The sequence below is a fragment of the Pseudomonas putida genome (assembly GCF_003228315.1).
GTDB classification, from domain to species: Bacteria; Pseudomonadota; Gammaproteobacteria; order Pseudomonadales; family Pseudomonadaceae; genus Aquipseudomonas; species Aquipseudomonas putida_S.
Genome location: NZ_CP029693.1, coordinates 937,726 through 953,633 on the forward strand (window position 1 = coordinate 937,726; position 15,908 = coordinate 953,633).

Annotated in this window: 13 protein-coding genes; 2 read left to right on the forward strand and 11 right to left on the reverse strand. The window is 53.5% G+C overall.

Features of this window, described 5'->3' with window-relative positions; genetic code table 11:
• Positions 1–8 precede the first annotated feature (8 nt).
• On the reverse strand, positions 9–2,030 hold the full coding sequence (locus DKY63_RS04185; protein ID WP_110962928.1) for a hypothetical protein: 2,022 nt from the start codon (positions 2,028–2,030) through the stop codon (positions 9–11).
• Complete coding sequence (locus DKY63_RS04190; RefSeq protein WP_110962929.1) at positions 2,014–2,703, reverse strand: hypothetical protein; 690 nt, start codon at positions 2,701–2,703, stop codon at positions 2,014–2,016. The genes DKY63_RS04185 and DKY63_RS04190 overlap by 17 nt, the downstream gene beginning before the upstream one ends.
• A gap of 422 nt (positions 2,704–3,125) precedes the next feature.
• Here DKY63_RS04190 and DKY63_RS04195 point away from each other — a divergent pair, with 422 nt between their 5' ends.
• Both DKY63_RS04195 and DKY63_RS04200 read left to right on the forward strand, forming a co-directional pair.
• On the forward strand, positions 3,126–4,232 hold the full coding sequence (locus DKY63_RS04195; RefSeq protein WP_162634862.1) for a tyrosine-type recombinase/integrase: 1,107 nt from the start codon (positions 3,126–3,128) through the stop codon (positions 4,230–4,232).
• Positions 4,233–5,283: 1,051 nt separating this feature from the next.
• Complete coding sequence (locus DKY63_RS04200; protein ID WP_430523141.1) at positions 5,284–6,093, forward strand: inositol monophosphatase family protein; 810 nt, start codon at positions 5,284–5,286, stop codon at positions 6,091–6,093.
• 309 nt (positions 6,094–6,402) lie between these two features.
• Here the strand turns inward: DKY63_RS04200 and DKY63_RS04210 are convergent, their stop codons facing one another.
• The 9 genes from DKY63_RS04210 to DKY63_RS04250 form a co-directional block, all read right to left on the reverse strand.
• A complete protein-coding gene (locus DKY63_RS04210; protein WP_110962932.1) occupies positions 6,403–8,475 on the reverse strand; it encodes a pyridoxamine 5'-phosphate oxidase family protein in 2,073 nt (690 codons plus the stop codon).
• 74 nt (positions 8,476–8,549) lie between these two features.
• Positions 8,550–9,116, reverse strand: coding sequence for a cysteine hydrolase family protein (locus DKY63_RS04215; RefSeq protein ID WP_110962933.1), 567 nt, complete (start codon positions 9,114–9,116; stop codon positions 8,550–8,552).
• 195 nt (positions 9,117–9,311) lie between these two features.
• Positions 9,312–10,223, reverse strand: coding sequence for a LysR family transcriptional regulator (locus tag DKY63_RS04220; RefSeq protein ID WP_110962934.1), 912 nt, complete (start codon positions 10,221–10,223; stop codon positions 9,312–9,314).
• Positions 10,223–11,143 (reverse strand): LysR family transcriptional regulator, encoded by a 921-nt coding sequence (locus DKY63_RS04225; protein WP_110962935.1) that lies wholly within the window; start codon positions 11,141–11,143, stop codon positions 10,223–10,225. The genes DKY63_RS04220 and DKY63_RS04225 overlap by 1 nt, the downstream gene beginning before the upstream one ends.
• A gap of 81 nt (positions 11,144–11,224) precedes the next feature.
• Positions 11,225–11,854: a glutathione S-transferase family protein gene (locus DKY63_RS04230; RefSeq protein ID WP_110967837.1), complete on the reverse strand. Its 630-nt coding sequence runs from the start codon at positions 11,852–11,854 to the stop codon at positions 11,225–11,227.
• 152 nt (positions 11,855–12,006) lie between these two features.
• Complete coding sequence (gene cynR / locus DKY63_RS04235) at positions 12,007–12,891, reverse strand: transcriptional regulator CynR (RefSeq protein ID WP_110962936.1); 885 nt, start codon at positions 12,889–12,891, stop codon at positions 12,007–12,009.
• Positions 12,892–13,001: 110 nt separating this feature from the next.
• Complete coding sequence (gorA, locus tag DKY63_RS04240; protein ID WP_110962937.1) at positions 13,002–14,363, reverse strand: glutathione-disulfide reductase; 1,362 nt, start codon at positions 14,361–14,363, stop codon at positions 13,002–13,004.
• Between the two features lie 46 nt (positions 14,364–14,409).
• Positions 14,410–14,643 carry a hypothetical protein gene (locus DKY63_RS04245; protein ID WP_110962938.1) on the reverse strand — a complete coding sequence of 78 codons (234 nt, stop codon included), beginning with the start codon at positions 14,641–14,643 and terminating at the stop codon, positions 14,410–14,412.
• 202 nt (positions 14,644–14,845) lie between these two features.
• Positions 14,846–15,874, reverse strand: a complete 1,029-nt coding sequence (locus tag DKY63_RS04250) for a DUF1254 domain-containing protein (RefSeq protein WP_110962939.1) — start codon at positions 15,872–15,874, stop codon at positions 14,846–14,848.
• Positions 15,875–15,908: the final 34 nt, after the last annotated feature.

Sequence of the window (15,908 nt, forward strand, 5' to 3'; positions counted from 1 at the left end):
GATTGCACCTACTTTACTTTTCTCGATCGTAACAATTGATTCAAATCAGGCATTTCGCTCGCCAAACCGGAACTCTCCACTGTGTGCAACTTGCCCTTGCCCACATCCAGTTCCGCCAAGACATCTGCCTCACTCAATGTTGGTTCGTACCCAGCAGTATCTGCTACACGCTTTGCTTCTGTGGCGTTTCGAGGAGAAATTGATGCTTTGCCTTTTTTGGATTTTTTATTGCTTTTATTGATTCGCCCCAGGTACATACTGTAGATGTACACTGGATCATCACCCTGTGTGACAACGAGTAATCTGCGTGTCAGCAACGAGTTAATAGCCCGGCGTGTTCGCCGGTCATGAGCGCTTAGACTCCAGCGTCCTTCGGCCACTAAAGTTCCGATCGGCATACCGTCCAAGGTAAACGCTTCCACAGTACGCATGTCGTTTTCATTAATTAAAATAGATATCTTTGTACCAATCAACTCGACCGCATCTTTAAGTATGCCACTCGTATACCTCACTCGATCAAGTTTAATATGGGGCAATCTGCCACTTTTCCCGCCACCCCGCACATAGACTGTCTCTTTGATATACAAAATGGGGTTCGCTCCTTCTATCGCGACATCAGGAAGTGTTCGAAGCATAAGATGAGAATTATTAGCTTTTAGTTTATGTCCAATAAACTCTAGTGGACTCAAAAATGACAACCCCTCCGTTGGTCTGCAATTGTATTGTGCAATCTCAGCGTCAATAAGATGATGTAATGCGTCATCACGGACATTCTCGCTAACAGCAATTTCCTGTGCATTCTCGACGCGTCCATTAAATGGATTACTGCCCGTAGTGCTGATTAGTCGCCAAATAAGACGATGGGCTAATTCCTTGAAGAAACGTTCAACATCAGGTCGGCGCATTGGGCTTTTAACGGGGCCATAGTTGATTATAAAACCGAGCTCTTTTCTCGCCAATTCACTTACCCTCTTTCCTAAATGGGCCAGGGCGTTATCGAGCATTAAAAAACTCCACAGCGCATGTTGACACTGAGGAAATTGCTCTTGAGGAAACCCCCCATCTACAGGGTATTTAATGCCCTCTACCACTGGTGGCGGCCGCTGATGCTCCTTTTGAAGGGCTAAACGCATCACATCGACAACATCCGCCGCGGCCACTTGACTTCGATACACTAACTTGTAGGCCAGAACAGCATTCGAAGCGACGTCGATTAACACGATCAGCCATAACCGACTGAGTAGAATCGAAACTTCGGTTCCTTCGGGAGTTTTGAAAACTACAGAAAGGTGGCAATCGGTATAATAAGCATCCATTTGCACCGCATCGTATGGATCTAGTGCAGAAATCAGAGAAGGTTTTCCGTGCCCGACTTGCAAATGGGCCCGTGCTATATCGTTCTCACGCACACTCACGGAGTGGCAAAAATTCTCCGCGAGGACCTCATTCATGTAATTTGAAATACTGCGAATGCCTCGCCATTTCATGGTAAACGGCCACTCATCGGCAGGCGCTCCGAGACGCTCAAGGGTTTTAATAAAAAGATGATGAAGAAAGCCCGGGGATATTTTGGGTTCGTGATATTTTTTGGTTTTTTTTAGCTTTTGTATTTCAGCGATCAGTAACTCTTCCAACTCTGGATACCGATCTAATGTGAAAGTTAACGCTCCGGCTTGCCCGCCTTGATCTTCTGTGAGCTTTTTGGCGAGAGGTAGTGTACGTTCATAAGAAGCAATGTGATAGCCATGCACAAGCGCACGACAACCCCACGGTTGACCGCTCGGCGAATCCTCCAGACATTTCTTAACATAATAAATTACTAGACTGCCTGACAATCCGGTCGTCGCTGCGATGTCCCGCAGAAGCTCACCAGCACAATACATTTCCATTGCAATATACTTATTTTTATACTGCTCTTTTTTCTCAGCGTTCCAACTCGAAATATCAACCTTTGGCCAGAAGGCAAACTGACCGCTGGCCTTCTGTCGCCAGTTAGTAATACCCCTATCAGTGCTATTGATTTTGTTCATCTTGCTTGCCGGTAATGGCCCAGCGTGTATTACCACCAAACGACGCATCCGACAGATCAAAACTTAACCGACCTTCTATGAAATGCCTCATCAGCATGCCAATTACGTGATTTTGATCAAAATTTGATAGCTGATCGATTAGATATTTTACTGTACCTCCGCTGCATTTCCATTCTTCCATTATTAGTGCATTGTGCAATGTTGTAAGTTCTTGATCTCGAATGGCTGCAGCGTAGGCAATCGGTTTTAACCAGCGAAGCGCCTGTTTGGCCACCGTCGCCAGTTCCATCACATCAATAAACTTAGCCACCCACTGCGTATTGTCATACCACACCAATGCGTTGTTTTCTGCAACGCCGGGTGAACGCCGCAAATAATCAGCTCTGTGTTGACCATCAGTAAATTCCAATAAAAAGTTTGGATCGGTCTTTACTTTTATGTCACACACGCTAAATGACTTAACTCGCGCTTCCGACTCAACAAAATGCAGCCAATAAATTAATTCCAGATCTGAGTGCAGAATGATGTCCTGCCGAGATTTTGGGCTATAGACTACCCACAGATTGCTTTTTTTTTGCCCTCTTCTGCGGTAGCGCATATACAACGAGTCGCGCGCCCGCATTTGTACGGTTTTCTCCACGAGGAGCTTAACCTCACCTCCCTTCAGCTCCATGACAACTTAACCTCGAAAAAAATGTCCCCTTCACTGGTACTATGAATAAATACCCGAACAAAATACCATATTGCAATAACACACCTTTTCCAAATGTTGAAATTTGAATAAGAAACTCTAAGCATTTGTATTATATGATTTTTAATTTCCTCACCCACCAACTAACACTCCCTCACCTCCGAACCTAGCAGTGAAAAACCCAGCGACTTAGCCCAAGGAAACAGCCCAACACCAATACTCTAAGACACAATATTAAATCTGTTAGATTTAGTGTTGCACATACGTGTTATGCATTGTTTCAAAATATTTACACACCGCCCTCGCAGACCTAGAAAGGGGACATACCTAAATAAACTTTATTTAACTGCTATGCTCACTTGTATTGAGTTTTACAAGCAATGCCATCGCTCGGAGCGTGCTCCATGCCTCCAACAGAAAAAAATGATGATTTCGCCTTTAACGCTACACGCTTTCTATCGGCCTTTCATCCAGCGAATGTTGAAAGCAATCTCTCCACGCTCCATTCATTCAAAGGCAGATCCAATGAGACAATTGCCTTCAGCGACTCAGAGATCGTCGCTATGTGGGTTGAGACTTCATCCAGCAATAAGGGCACTAAACGAGCTAAACGCAAAGAGGGTGAGCGTCTTGTTTTTTATTGTGCCTTTATACTTAGCAAGCGTTTAAATAAATTGACCAATAACGATATTGAGCAGTACATAAGTTTTACGGGGGCACCGGAACCAGAGGACAACTGGGTTTCAAAAACGAAATGGCCGCGGCATGACTCTCGTTGGCGCCCTTTCGCGGGTCCATTGGGCGCAAACTCCAAGCGACTAACTATTCTCGTTTTGTCAAATCTATTCAAATGGATGAGGACAATGAGTTTTATTACAGAGAATCCGATTAATGAGGCAACCAATCTAAATTTACCGGCACCTCCCCTAGAAGTACGTTTACTTGCTGACGGTGCTATTTATTTTATTTACAAGGCTGTAGGTAGCGATAGCAATCAAAGAAAGCGCGTAAGAAATAGCTTCATGATCACCTTATTTTATACAACTGCTATCACACCTTTTGAAGCTGAAACATCAAATATGCATGCAATTAACCAGAAAACCGGTCAGATAACCATATCTCGAAGTGGGAAAACGACCAGGGTCATTCCTATTTCACAAATGTTTCTCGACGAACTGGCCGTATACAGGACTACCTTCAATTTACCAGAAAAAATCCAAAAAGACGAAGACACGCCTTTATTGGTAACGGCTAACAGCAAGTACAAGAGACTAAGCTGCAGCGCGATGACTAATTGTATTTCCGCCATTATGAAGAATGCTGCTGCCCTTGCGCAGCTTGAGGGTGCTCATCATCTCGCGGGATTGTTAAAACAGGCATCAGCCTATTGGCTTCGTCACACTCATCTACGAAACCTTGCTGAAGATGGCAGCGAGTTCCTAACAATCAATCGGATCGCTGGACATTCAAGTCTGGGAACAACGAAAAAATACTTCGACATTGATAGGTGATAGCTTACACGCGTTGGCGATCACTGACTGCCTATCTCCCTTCACTTGTTGGCGCACATTCATAAAACACCACCTATATATCATTCGACTATGACTTGAACAGAAACGTGTTTAAATGCTGGTCTCCGCTTCAAATTTTTGGTTCATATGGTCTCCACTTCAATAATTTTCTTCTAAAATAGCGAACTAATTAATTTAACAAACTTAACGTCACGCATCAGAGTCAACTTATAAATTATTGTTTTTTGTAATATAATATTATTTAAGTTTTTCAAACTTTTAGTTCGGAGCACTTTCACCAATAAATGGAAAACCTCCAGAAAAATGTGTAATGACTAGAATTTCAATCATTTAGTCACTCTCTAGGTCACAACGGACTTGCCTAACTCAAAGCAGTCTCCAAAAAGCGTTCTTAAAAAATGGAAACTGAAATCCTCTGTCGAATGCATTTTGATCCGCGGATCGTAATCGCCTGTGGCTATCCACCCAATAAATTCGGGCCGCAGCGAAGCTGTGGTATTTGCGGGTTGATGTCATTACAGTTTTAAAAGAATGGAGTCTTGATCTAGCTCCTTGAATTGTCTGTCTTTTTATTTCTCACATCTACATTTCATTTTTAAGTGGCTCACTTTAATTCGGAGGAATAGGTAAAAAATAGAAAAATGTATCTAAAGACTACCGGAGCGTCCTCCTTCCCCCTCTGAATCCAGAGGATCATGGCAGAAAGTTGGATCAAGCTTCGATGGAGCTTCACCAATGGCTAGCCCAGTTTCATCGTCCCGAAATAATCAGTGACGCTCCGCAATGGGATTGGCCGCTTCTGGTTCGCTGACTGGCTCCAGCCGACTGCCGAAAGGGATTATCGCAGGCGCTACGACTGATGCCGATGAGGTACTACTACGTGTCGTGGAATTTTCGCATCCTGCGCTGTAGGGCGCTAGATTGATCGCCGAACTGGTGGGGCCGATACTGCTGCAACGAGACGATGGCAGCGCTAGTTGTCCGTAGTTCTCTTTCCTTTGTTTTGTGATCTGCCAATTGGAGAACCTTTGTGGAGAACATCAACCTATTTACGCTGCTTGAGTGTGTGGTAGCCGAGGTGACACTTGCTGGTGAACTACTGATCGCCGAATGGCAAAGGCCCTCTGGAGTACGTGGTCAGGGCGATAAGGCAGATGTGGATATCGAGATAGAGGAGCGCCTGCGCGATCCCCTACTGCAATTGCTAAATTGTGATTTTTGGGGGGAGGAAACGGGACACGTATTAACTGGCCATCCGTGGTGCTGGGTAATCGATCCAAACGATGGCACAAGTGATTTCTTAAGAGGCATTAAGGGCTCATCAATTTCTGTCGGGTTACTGCGAAATTCGATCCCAGTTCTAGGTGTGGTTTACGCACCGATAACAGATGATCGTGGTAAGGACTGCCTCGCTTGGGCTGAGGGTTTGCCTCAGCTATTGCGAAATGGCCAGCCAGTAGACGTAGATCTAAGCCAAAGAGATTTAGAGGTTGGAGATTTGGTCATGGTGAGCGCAGCTGCAGTGACCAGGCCCGAAGCCAATGAAAAACTATGTTCACCTGGGCAATACCACGCCATGCCCAGTATCGCCTACCGGCTTGCACGGGTAGCCGCTGGTGACGGTGTCTGCGCTGTATCGCTCTACCCTGTGTCAGCTCATGATGTCGTTGCGGGACACGCACTTTTAAAAGCCAGTCGGGGAAATTTGCTGGACCAAAACGGCAAAGTTGTTAGTTACGACTCGAGCATGAACTCCGTTTCACTGAGGTGTTTTGGAGGGGCACCAATCGCCTGCATGAAGTTACTTCATCGAAATTGGTCAGCACTATCAAACTCTTAGCAAGAACTTTGAGGTGGGTTCTTAGGCACGTTAGCCAGCTCAGTGCTGTTTGTTTGTTTGTTTGTTTGTTTGTTTGTTTGTTTGTTTGTTTGTTTGTTTGTTTGTTTGTTTGTTTGTTTGTTTGTTTGTTTGTAGAGTTTAGTTGCAATAGCGACCATAACTCAACTAAACATCTATTTAGTTTAGTTAACTTTTATCGCTCAAAAGGCATGTAGTCAGCCACTCGCCGCCTTTCTTCATCGCGCATAAACTCCAGCCTTTGCACCTCGTCATGTGTGCAAAGCCCCGGGACCGATGAAATGGCGCCACTCACAGTTCCAACACAAGGGGGGCATCATCTTCCTTGCCTTGCGCCGGCACCGCACAGCAAATCAGCACTTCCCCCTCGGCCGGCATCTCCGCCGGCAAGTTCAGATAGTGCACTTGGCCACTGACCAATTTCGTCCGACAGGTCCCGCAGGATCCGCCCCGACAGCTGAAGTCCGGGCTCAAGCCTCGACTCTCGGCCAGCTCCAGCAGGCTCCCTCCTCCGGGCTCCCACCTTGCTTCCTTGGCCGATGCCGTAAACAACACTTTGACCGGACTGCTTGCCGCCGGCACTTGCTCGACGGCCGGGGTCAGTTGATCGCGTTGACGAACCAGGGTCGAAGGTCCAAACGTCTCCGCGTGGATACGATCATCGCCAACGCGCAAATGACGCAGGCCATCGTATACCGCTTGAGTAAACGGGCCGGGACCACACAGGTAAAAGTCATAGTCATCAAACGGCAGCAAGGCTTTGAGCAGATCGATGTCGATGCGTCCCGCCAACTCGTAATCCTCACCCGCGCGAGCCTGTGTTTCCGGCTGACTGAGCAACCGTAGCGCACGGATTTTGTCCTTGGCGCGGGTCGCCAATTCGTACAGCTCGTCACGAAACGCCAGCTCGGACAGACTGCGCGCACTCTGAACAAACCAGGTCGGTCGCGTACGGCGGATGCGCTCCCCTTGATAAATCACCTCGCGCAGCATCGAGAGCATGGGCGTCACCCCTACCCCTGCGGCCAACAGCACCAGCGGCCGGTACTCTTCGGCTTGCACGGTGAAGCGCCCCTGCGGGGCTCGGGCCTCGATCAGATCTCCGACCTGAACACGGTCATGCAAATGCGATGAGATCAGGCCGTCACGTTTCACACTGATGCGGAAAAAACTGTCAGAAGGCGCGCTCGACAGACTGTAGGTCCTGACCAGAGGGACCTCACCTTCGGCCAGGCAAATCCGGATCGGCAAGTGCTGGCCCGCGTCGAACCGAGGCAGCCCGGCACCGTCATTCGGCTCAAAGTAGAACGAGCGAATGTTGCTGCTTTCGTCAACGATGCGCGTCACGCGCAGCTGTCGCCATTTATCGCGCAAAGCGTCAGCCTGCAAACGGCCCGCGGCTTGCTCCCAGCTTCCGGTCATGAGGCTGTTGGGCGAAAAACCTTCGAACTGCCAACGCAGGGCCAGCACGGCATGACGTCGAACGACGTGCTCCACGGTTAATGTCCAGAGCCGCTCCGCGCCTTGGAACGCAGCAATCTCAGGTCCCTCGAGAATGACTTCGGCATGTCCGGCAACCTGAAGGACATCACCCGTTTCGAAATCAATGAAGATCAACCCGGCCCGTGGATTGAGCAGAAAATTGCCCAGGGTATTGAAATGCAGATTGCCGGCGAAATCGGGGATGGTCAGCACATTGCCTTCAACCCTCACAAACCCCGGGTTGCCGCCACGATGGGAGACATCGACCGAACGTCGGCTGGCATCGCCGTCCAGGTCCAGGTAGCTGGCCACAAAAAAGGTATCGGCCCTGTTGATCGTCGCTCGCGCGGCGTCATCGAGTTCATTGAGGCGTTCGGGCTCGGCATCCATTGAGGCGTGGCCGAGTCTGACGGGATCGACGGTACGTAGCTGGATGTACTGTGGGCAGTTGCCAAAAGAGTGCACCACAGAAACGGCAATACCGCCGGGGACGGCGGTACTGATGTTTCCGTTCATGCGATTGCGCCTTCGCGTCTTCAGGTCAATGCCGAGCAGGCCGACAGCACTCCCCTCCTTCATCGCCTGCCGGACCGGGTCACCCCGGGCCGGCAGGCAATCGATTTGCAACACCCGAGGATCGGGAGAATGAGCGAAGCCCGGTGGCCCCTCCAGTAGCGTCGCCCAGGGCATGCCTTGATCATCAACGGCGCCGAGTACCAAATAAGGCAGTTGGCTGTAGAACAATCGGTGCTGGTCCGGCATGTAGTCGCGTATGACCCTGCGCCCGTTCGCCTCCATGACCTCGGCGACGCCCACGCTTTCCTGCAATCGCAACTCACCTTCATGCCAGGGCGATGCGCCCGGCTCATTGGTCTGACTCATGATCACCTCTACGTAGTCGTAATCAGGTGCACGTTGCTTGCAGGCCTTGCCAGAGGGACGTATTGGCTCCCCGCTCAGCGCAGGCCCGGACCAGGTTCGGCCACATACTCATCAGTGCTCAGCACCTTGGCGTAACCAAACTGGAGAGCCGCCATGAAAGCCGCGTGCACAAGTGGCGCAGGTACCTTGACGTGGTTGAACTCCAGGTCGTGGGTCGTGCAGGCATCATGAATCACCGTGGTCTCAAACCCGAAGTCGTCAGACGCACGGGTGACCGCATCAATGCACATGTGACTCATGTTCCCGACCACGGTGACCCGTTCAATGTCGTTGTGCTCAAGCACATCCAGCAGTTCGGTTTCGCGGTACGGGTTCATGAAATGCTTGACGATGACCAACTCGTCCGCGAGATTTCGCACCTTTTCGTGCAGTTGCGCGCCGTCAGTGCCCGGGACAAAAAACGGTGCATTGGGGGCCAGCGTCTCGTGGCGGATATGGACGACCAGGTCTCCCCTTTCACGTGCTGCGCCAATCACGCGAGCTGCATTGTCTGCGGCGACGTCAGTGGCATTGAGTTCCCATTTGCCACCGGCAAAGTAGTCATTCTGGATGTCAACGACGATGAGTGCTGTTTGAGTCATACGGTTACCTTGATAGAAAGTCGATTGAAAATTGGGCGATCGGGGTCAGGGCACTTGCGGCGTCTCGTACCCATCACGATCGGGTGTGGCAAATGGAAGTGAAAGTGGGCTCATGGTCCACTTTCACTGCCAGGGTGAGAACGACCACAAAATGCAATCCACCATTTCACCCGCTGAAATGCCCGTGCATTTCGCTCAGAGAGCGTCCAACTGCAGGGCTGGATGTTCGCGCAGGCCGTCGACAATGTGGTCGACGAAACTGCGCACCCGCATCGAGGCCTTGCGCCCTTCGCGGTATACGACGTTTACCGGCAGCGCCGGCAATTCGTAGCGCTGCAACACGCGGCGCAATCGCCCACTGCTCAAATACTCGTGCAACGGATAGCTCGGGCAGCGAGTAATCCCTGCGCCATTGGCGGCAGCATCGATGGCCGCCTGGATCGTCGCGCAACTTATCCTGGTCCGGGCCTTGAGCTGACTCAACTCACCGTCCTGCTGAAAGTCCCACTGCACCTTGTCTCGAAAGGCGTGCGTGGCAACCAGGCGATGGTTTCTCAAGTCTTGCGGTACTTTGGGCTCACCGTGACGGGCCAGATAAGCGGGACTGCTGCAGACCATCGAACGTACATGGCCAACCTGTCGTGCGATCAAAGACGAACCTGGCAGATGACCGACCAGCACCGCCACGTCGATCCCCTCCTCGTTCATGTTCGGAAAACGATCGTGGTACTGAGCGAAGACTTTGACTTCGGGATACAGCCCCATGTAGCTCGACAGCAAGGGCGTCATGACATATCGACTGAACAGCAGCGGCAACAGCACCGTGAGACTGCCTTGTGCCTGTGTGTGCGAGCCTTTGGCTGACGCCTCGGCCTCATCGACCTGCCTGAGGATGCGCGAGCAATCGGCCATGAACGCCGCACCGGCCTCGGTCAGCACAACCCCGCGCGTGCTGCGCTCCAACAGCGCCACGCCCAATCGCTGCTCCAGGCGCGCAATCGCACGTACCACCGTAGGACCGGATACATCAAGACGCCGCGCTGCCGAGGCAAGGCTCGCTGTTTGCGATAACGCTTCGAACATGAGCATTTCATGATAGCGATCCATCAGGCCGTGCCCTTGGCCACGGCCTTGAGCGCTGCATCCTTGCCCAGCCGATCAGCGAGGAAATCCACAAAGGTACGGACTTTGGCTGGGATTCTGGCGCTCTTCAGGTAGACCACCTGAATGGGCAGCGCGGGCGGTTCAAAATCCTCCAGCACCAACTCCAACTCACCCGCCGCGACCTGTTTGGCCACCTGATAGGACAACACCCGCGTGATGCCCCAGCCCAGGCTGGCAATATTGATTGCAGCCTGATTCGCGGTCACCACCAGGCGCGGTTCAAAGCGAAAACTCAGTTCGTTGCCGTCACGGACAAATTGCCAATCGCTCAGCAAGTGGCTGGCTGACGACATGACAATATTGGCGCCGCTCAACTCACCGGGATGACGCGGCCTGCCGTTACGTTCGAAGTATTCGGGGGTGCCACAAATGACCTGCCGTACTTCACCCACTTTGATCGCGTGCTGATTGCTCTCGTGCAAATGGCCGATGCGTATCGCGACATCAATATTTTCGTCAGACATGCTGACGACACGATCCACCAGCAGCGCGTTGAGGTGTACTGAAGGAAACTGGTCCACGTACTCGGCCAGCAGCGGTGCGATGTACAACTCGCCAAACAGCACCGACGCCGTCACCGTCAAATGCCCGCACGGTATTGAATAGCTGCCGGCAGCGGCCTCCTCCGCCTCCTCGACTTCACTGAGAATCCGCCGGCAATCCTCCAGATAACGTTGCCCTGCTTCGGTCAGATGCAGGCTTCGAGTGGTTCGGGAAAGGAGTTGCGTGCCGATACGATCTTCCATCGCAGCGATGGCGCGGGTCACACTGGGAGGCGAGATATTCAGGCGGCGAGCGGCAGCGGCAAAGCCCTCCTCGTCAGCGACAGCCATGAAAATCTGCATTTCCTGAAAGCGATCCATAGGCGACCCTGTCTGACAGCCGAGCAACAATGAAACGAAGCTTGCCGAGAGCACGCTCCCGGCAAGCTCCAGAGGATTGAGTCAAGCCTGTTGCAACCCCTTGGCGGTACGCTGCATGCCCACAAAGTTCGGCAGCGCTTCGATGCTGCCTAGCCAGGCACGGACGTTCGGGTAGTCCGCCAGCGAAACGTTACCTTCCGGTGCGTGGGACACGTAAGTGTAGGCGGCGACATCGGCGATGGTCGGTTTATCGCCGGCCAGGAATCGACTGTTACCCAGTTCGTCTTCCATCACCTCGAGCAAGGCGTGGGAACGCTTGATGGCGTCTTGCGCGTCATAACCGGCACCAAACACGGTAATCAAGCGAGCGGTGGCAGGCCCTGAATTGATTTGGCCGGCGGCCACAGACAGCCAGCGCTGGACATTGGCTTGCTCGGTCGGATCGCTAGGCAGCCATTGGCCCTTGCCATATTTGGCGGCGAGATACACCAGGATGGCGTTGGAGTCTGCCAGGACAGTGCCGTTGTCATCGATCACCGGCACCTGGCCAAAACGGTTGAGGGCCAGGAATTGAGGTGACTTGTGTTCGCCCTTCATCAGATCCACGAAAACCGATTCGGTCGGCAGACCAAGCAGGGACAGCATCAATTCGACCCGATGGCTGTGACCGGACAAAGGGTGGCGATACAGTTTGATGGCTTGCTGGGACATGGTGTTCTCCGATTGCTGTTCGAGGTTCGAAGCGGTCATCGCGTCGATGGCGCCATCTTCCCCTGCTCAAATAAACAGCGGAATGACCAGCAAATACAATCCAGCATTTCACTGGGCGTAATGATCAACACCAGTGCGCTGAAAAGCTTGCCCTACTGACTCGCCGACATGCCCAACATCAAGTCCATAAAGGCCACTGACGCCGCGCTGTGGTAGTTGTTCTTGCGCCGCAGCAACGCAGCCCCGCGGCGAGGCCCCTCGTGCGTCAACGCGATCTTGCGCAGGGCGCGATCCTGGGTGGCGATAGGTTCCGGAAGAATGGTGGCGACCGCCGTGTGCCGAATCACCTCCAGCAGCGTATTGACCGAGTTGACCTCGATCACCACCTTGGGCGTGATCTTCGTCCTGGCAAAGTACTCATCAATACAGACGCGAGTGACGAAGTCCGTTGTCAGCAGCGCAAATTCCAACTGCGCCACCTGCTGCGCAGACAACGGCGTCTTGCACTCGTACAACGGGTGATCGCGGCCGACCATCAGCCCCAGGGTTTCGATGAAAGCGGGGATCGATTCGATGTCGGCATTTCTGACCTGATCAAAGGCAATCGCGATGTCCAGCGAATCCTCTGCCAGCCCGTCCTCGATCTCATCCATCGACAGCTCGAAAATCTCCAGATGGATATTCGGATAATGCGCGGTGTAATCGCGTATCAGCGGCCCGACCAGGTACGCCATGAACGTCGGTGTCATCGCCAGGCGCAGGGTGCCACGGGACAGATCCTTCACGTCATGCAGTGCTCGCTTGCCCGCCGCCAACTCCACCAGCACGCGACGTGCGCACTCGATGTAGGCCTCGCCCGCATCGGTCGGTTTCACGGTGCGTGAAGTTCGGTCAAACAAAACGACGCCGAGAGTTTCCTCCAGTTGCCGGATCTGCTGTGACAAGGTCGGCTGGGAAACATGCAGGGCCTCCGCGGCGCGGGTGAAGCCCCCGTTATCCGCGACGGCCAGCAGATAGCGCAGATGTCTGAGCAGCATGAGAGTTTCCTTCTATAGGAATTGCTTATGCGTGCATTGTATATCCGCTCTGGACCCTATCGGTGCAAGAAGACTCCAAAGGTGGGTGATGGTGCTTCGTCGGCCTGCCGTTATCTGCCTGAGACCGGTGTACGCAAGGTCACGAACTCTTCCGCCGAGGTCGGGTGCACGCCGATGGTTTCATCGAACAGGCGCTTGGTGGCGCCCGCTTTCAGCGCGATCGCCAGCCCCTGGATGATGTCTCCGGCATCGGCCCCCACCATGTGCGCGCCCAGGACCCGATCGGTCACGGCATCCACCACCAGCTTCATCAACGTCTGCTCGGACGACTGCGTGAGGGTCAGTTTCATTGGTTTGAAGCGGCTCTCGAACACCACAACCTTGTGCCCGTTTTCCAGCGCTTGCGCCTCGGTCAGGCCAACGGTGCCGATATTGGGCTGGCTGAAGACCGCCGTGGGGATGTGGCGGTAGTCTACTGGGCGGTATTGCTCAGGCTTGAACAGCCGCCGCGCAACCGCCATGCCCTCCGCCGTCGCAACCGGCGTCAGTTGCACACGGCCAATCACATCACCCAGCGCCAGAATCGAGGGTTCGCGTGTTTCGAAGTGGTCATTGACGTCGATGTATCCCCGCTCATTGAGCGTGACCCGGGTATTTTCCAGCCCCAGGTTATCGAGCATCGGCCGCCGACCCGTGGCGTAGAAAATGCTGTCGGCCTCCAGTTGACGGCCGTCGTTGAGCGTCGCCAGCAGGCTGCCGTCTGCCTGTTTGTCGATCCGCACGATGTCGGTGTTGAATTGCAGTTGCAGTCCGCGCTTGGTCAGCTCTTCGACCAGATGCGTGCGAACCGATTGATCAAACCCACGCAGAAACAGATCGCCGCGATACAGCAGGCTCGTATCGGCGCCCAGGCCGTTGAAGATCCCGGCGAACTCGACGGCGATGTAGCCGCCACCGACCACCAGTACGCGTTTGGGCAACTGCTTGAGAAAAAACGCCTCGTTCGAGGTGATGGCATGCTCGCGGCCTGGGATATCCGGAATGTGTGGCCAGCCGCCTGTGGCAATCAAAATGCGTTCGGCGCTGAAACGCTGTCCATTGATGTCCACATGATGCGCATCGGCCAGTCGCGCATGACCTTCAAGCAGCGTGACGCCGCCGTTGACCAGCAGCTTGCGGTAAATGCCGTTGAGTCGCTCGATCTCACAGTTCTTGTTGGCGATCAGTTTTTCCCAGTCGAATCGGGCCTTGCCGGCCGTCCAGCCAAAGCCCTCGGCCTGCTCAAAGTCGTCGGCAAAATGTGACCCGTAGACCAACAGCTTTTTCGGTACGCAACCGACGTTGACGCAGGTGCCACCGAGGTAGCGACTTTCCGCCACTGCCACTTTCGCACCGAATCCCGCGGCAAACCGCGCTGCTCGCACACCGCCGGAGCCGGCACCAATTACAAATAAATCGAAGTCGTAGATCATCTCAATGCTCTGCAAGGCACCACGACACAAGTGCTGTTGAATGTCGTTAAAGGGGCGAAAAACGAAGTTTCAGTGCTCGCAAAAGCGCCGCGCTCAGTGTCAGGACCGAAGTCTTGTTCTGATGCGTATTGAAACTAAGCGGGACAGGCGCCGCGATGGATTCGCTGGCCAGGGCCCCCATCAGTTGGGGCAGCAGGAAACCGCCTTCGAATTCGCTCGTGGTCATGGCTGGCGTGTCCAACCAAAGGTGACCGTCGCAGGAATGAGTGACATCAATCATATGGGACTCCCGGGCTGGACAACGCATCGGCCCGAAATGGGCCAATGCTCATGGGAGTCAGTCTCGCCATCCGGGAGCAACTAGAGAACAAGCACGGATGTCATGGCTTAATTGTGTTGGGTGAAACAATCTGCTGAAGCAAGAGGTCTGAAAACGATGCTTGAGGAGGCCTTCATCCTTGAATAAAGGCCCTCCCCCCAAATCACCCGGCAGGCACGGCCTGGGGAAATTGCCAGCTGCCATCCAGCACATTCGCACGCGGTTTATACAGGCGCACCATGTAATTCCACCCCGCAGTCACCGGCAAGCAGTTGACGACTGCACCCTCGCAATCACCGAATTGCACGGCAATGCTGCCGTCGCTTTCGCGTTTTGCGGTGAGGCTGTTGAGGGTGTAGCGATTCTGCGAATTGCGCTCGAAGTAGCCGGCCGCGTTGTACACGCTGATCGACCAGAACGCATCGACCGGCACATCCTTGACCTTCAGGCTGTATCGGGTGGCGCCATCGTTTCGTGCTGGTGTCACATTGAGGTAGTAAGCGTCTTGCTCGGGGTTGCCTCCCCAGGCAGAGGCACTGCCGATGTAATGGCGTACAGGGTCGACTTCGGCGGGTTTGCCGAACATTCCCCGGGAATCCGGCACCGTCGCCGCCACTTTCAGCAACGAAGCGCGTATCTCATCCAGGCGGGCCGGGTCCCATTGCGGCACCTCAAACTGCCCCGGGCCATTGGGCTGGTCGACGGTGATCCGGTCTTGCAGCGCCTGGCCGCGTTGCATGTCTTGGGCCGAAGCCGGGTCTACCAGCGTGCGCACACCCAACAGCACATAGCGCGTACCGATGGCCTCGCGGGTGAAGTGATATTGGCCGGGCTTGTACATCAACGGTTGGGTGTACTGGTCTTCGCTGATAGCCATCATCGAAAAGTATCGCTGGCCGGCATCGGGCAGCGTGACGGTCACCGGTCCTGCCTCCAGGTCGAACACCGCCGATGAATACAGGGTGTCGCGGTTCGGACGGATCACGACCTGACTGTCGACAGGCACCAGTTCGCGGTTGTGCACGAATTTGCCGAACCCGCCCCGGCCGACGACCCGGGAGAAGAATTTGTCGGACTCGGCGCGCACGAAGTTATCCGCCGTGACGGCCGTGGTCATTGCCCGGGCCACCGTACCGAAGCACAGCGGTGCGATAAGAGCGAGCGCAAATATCGGTGCCTTTAACATCTGCATGGTCTGCATCCTGTGGAGTTTCTGGAGAACGGAT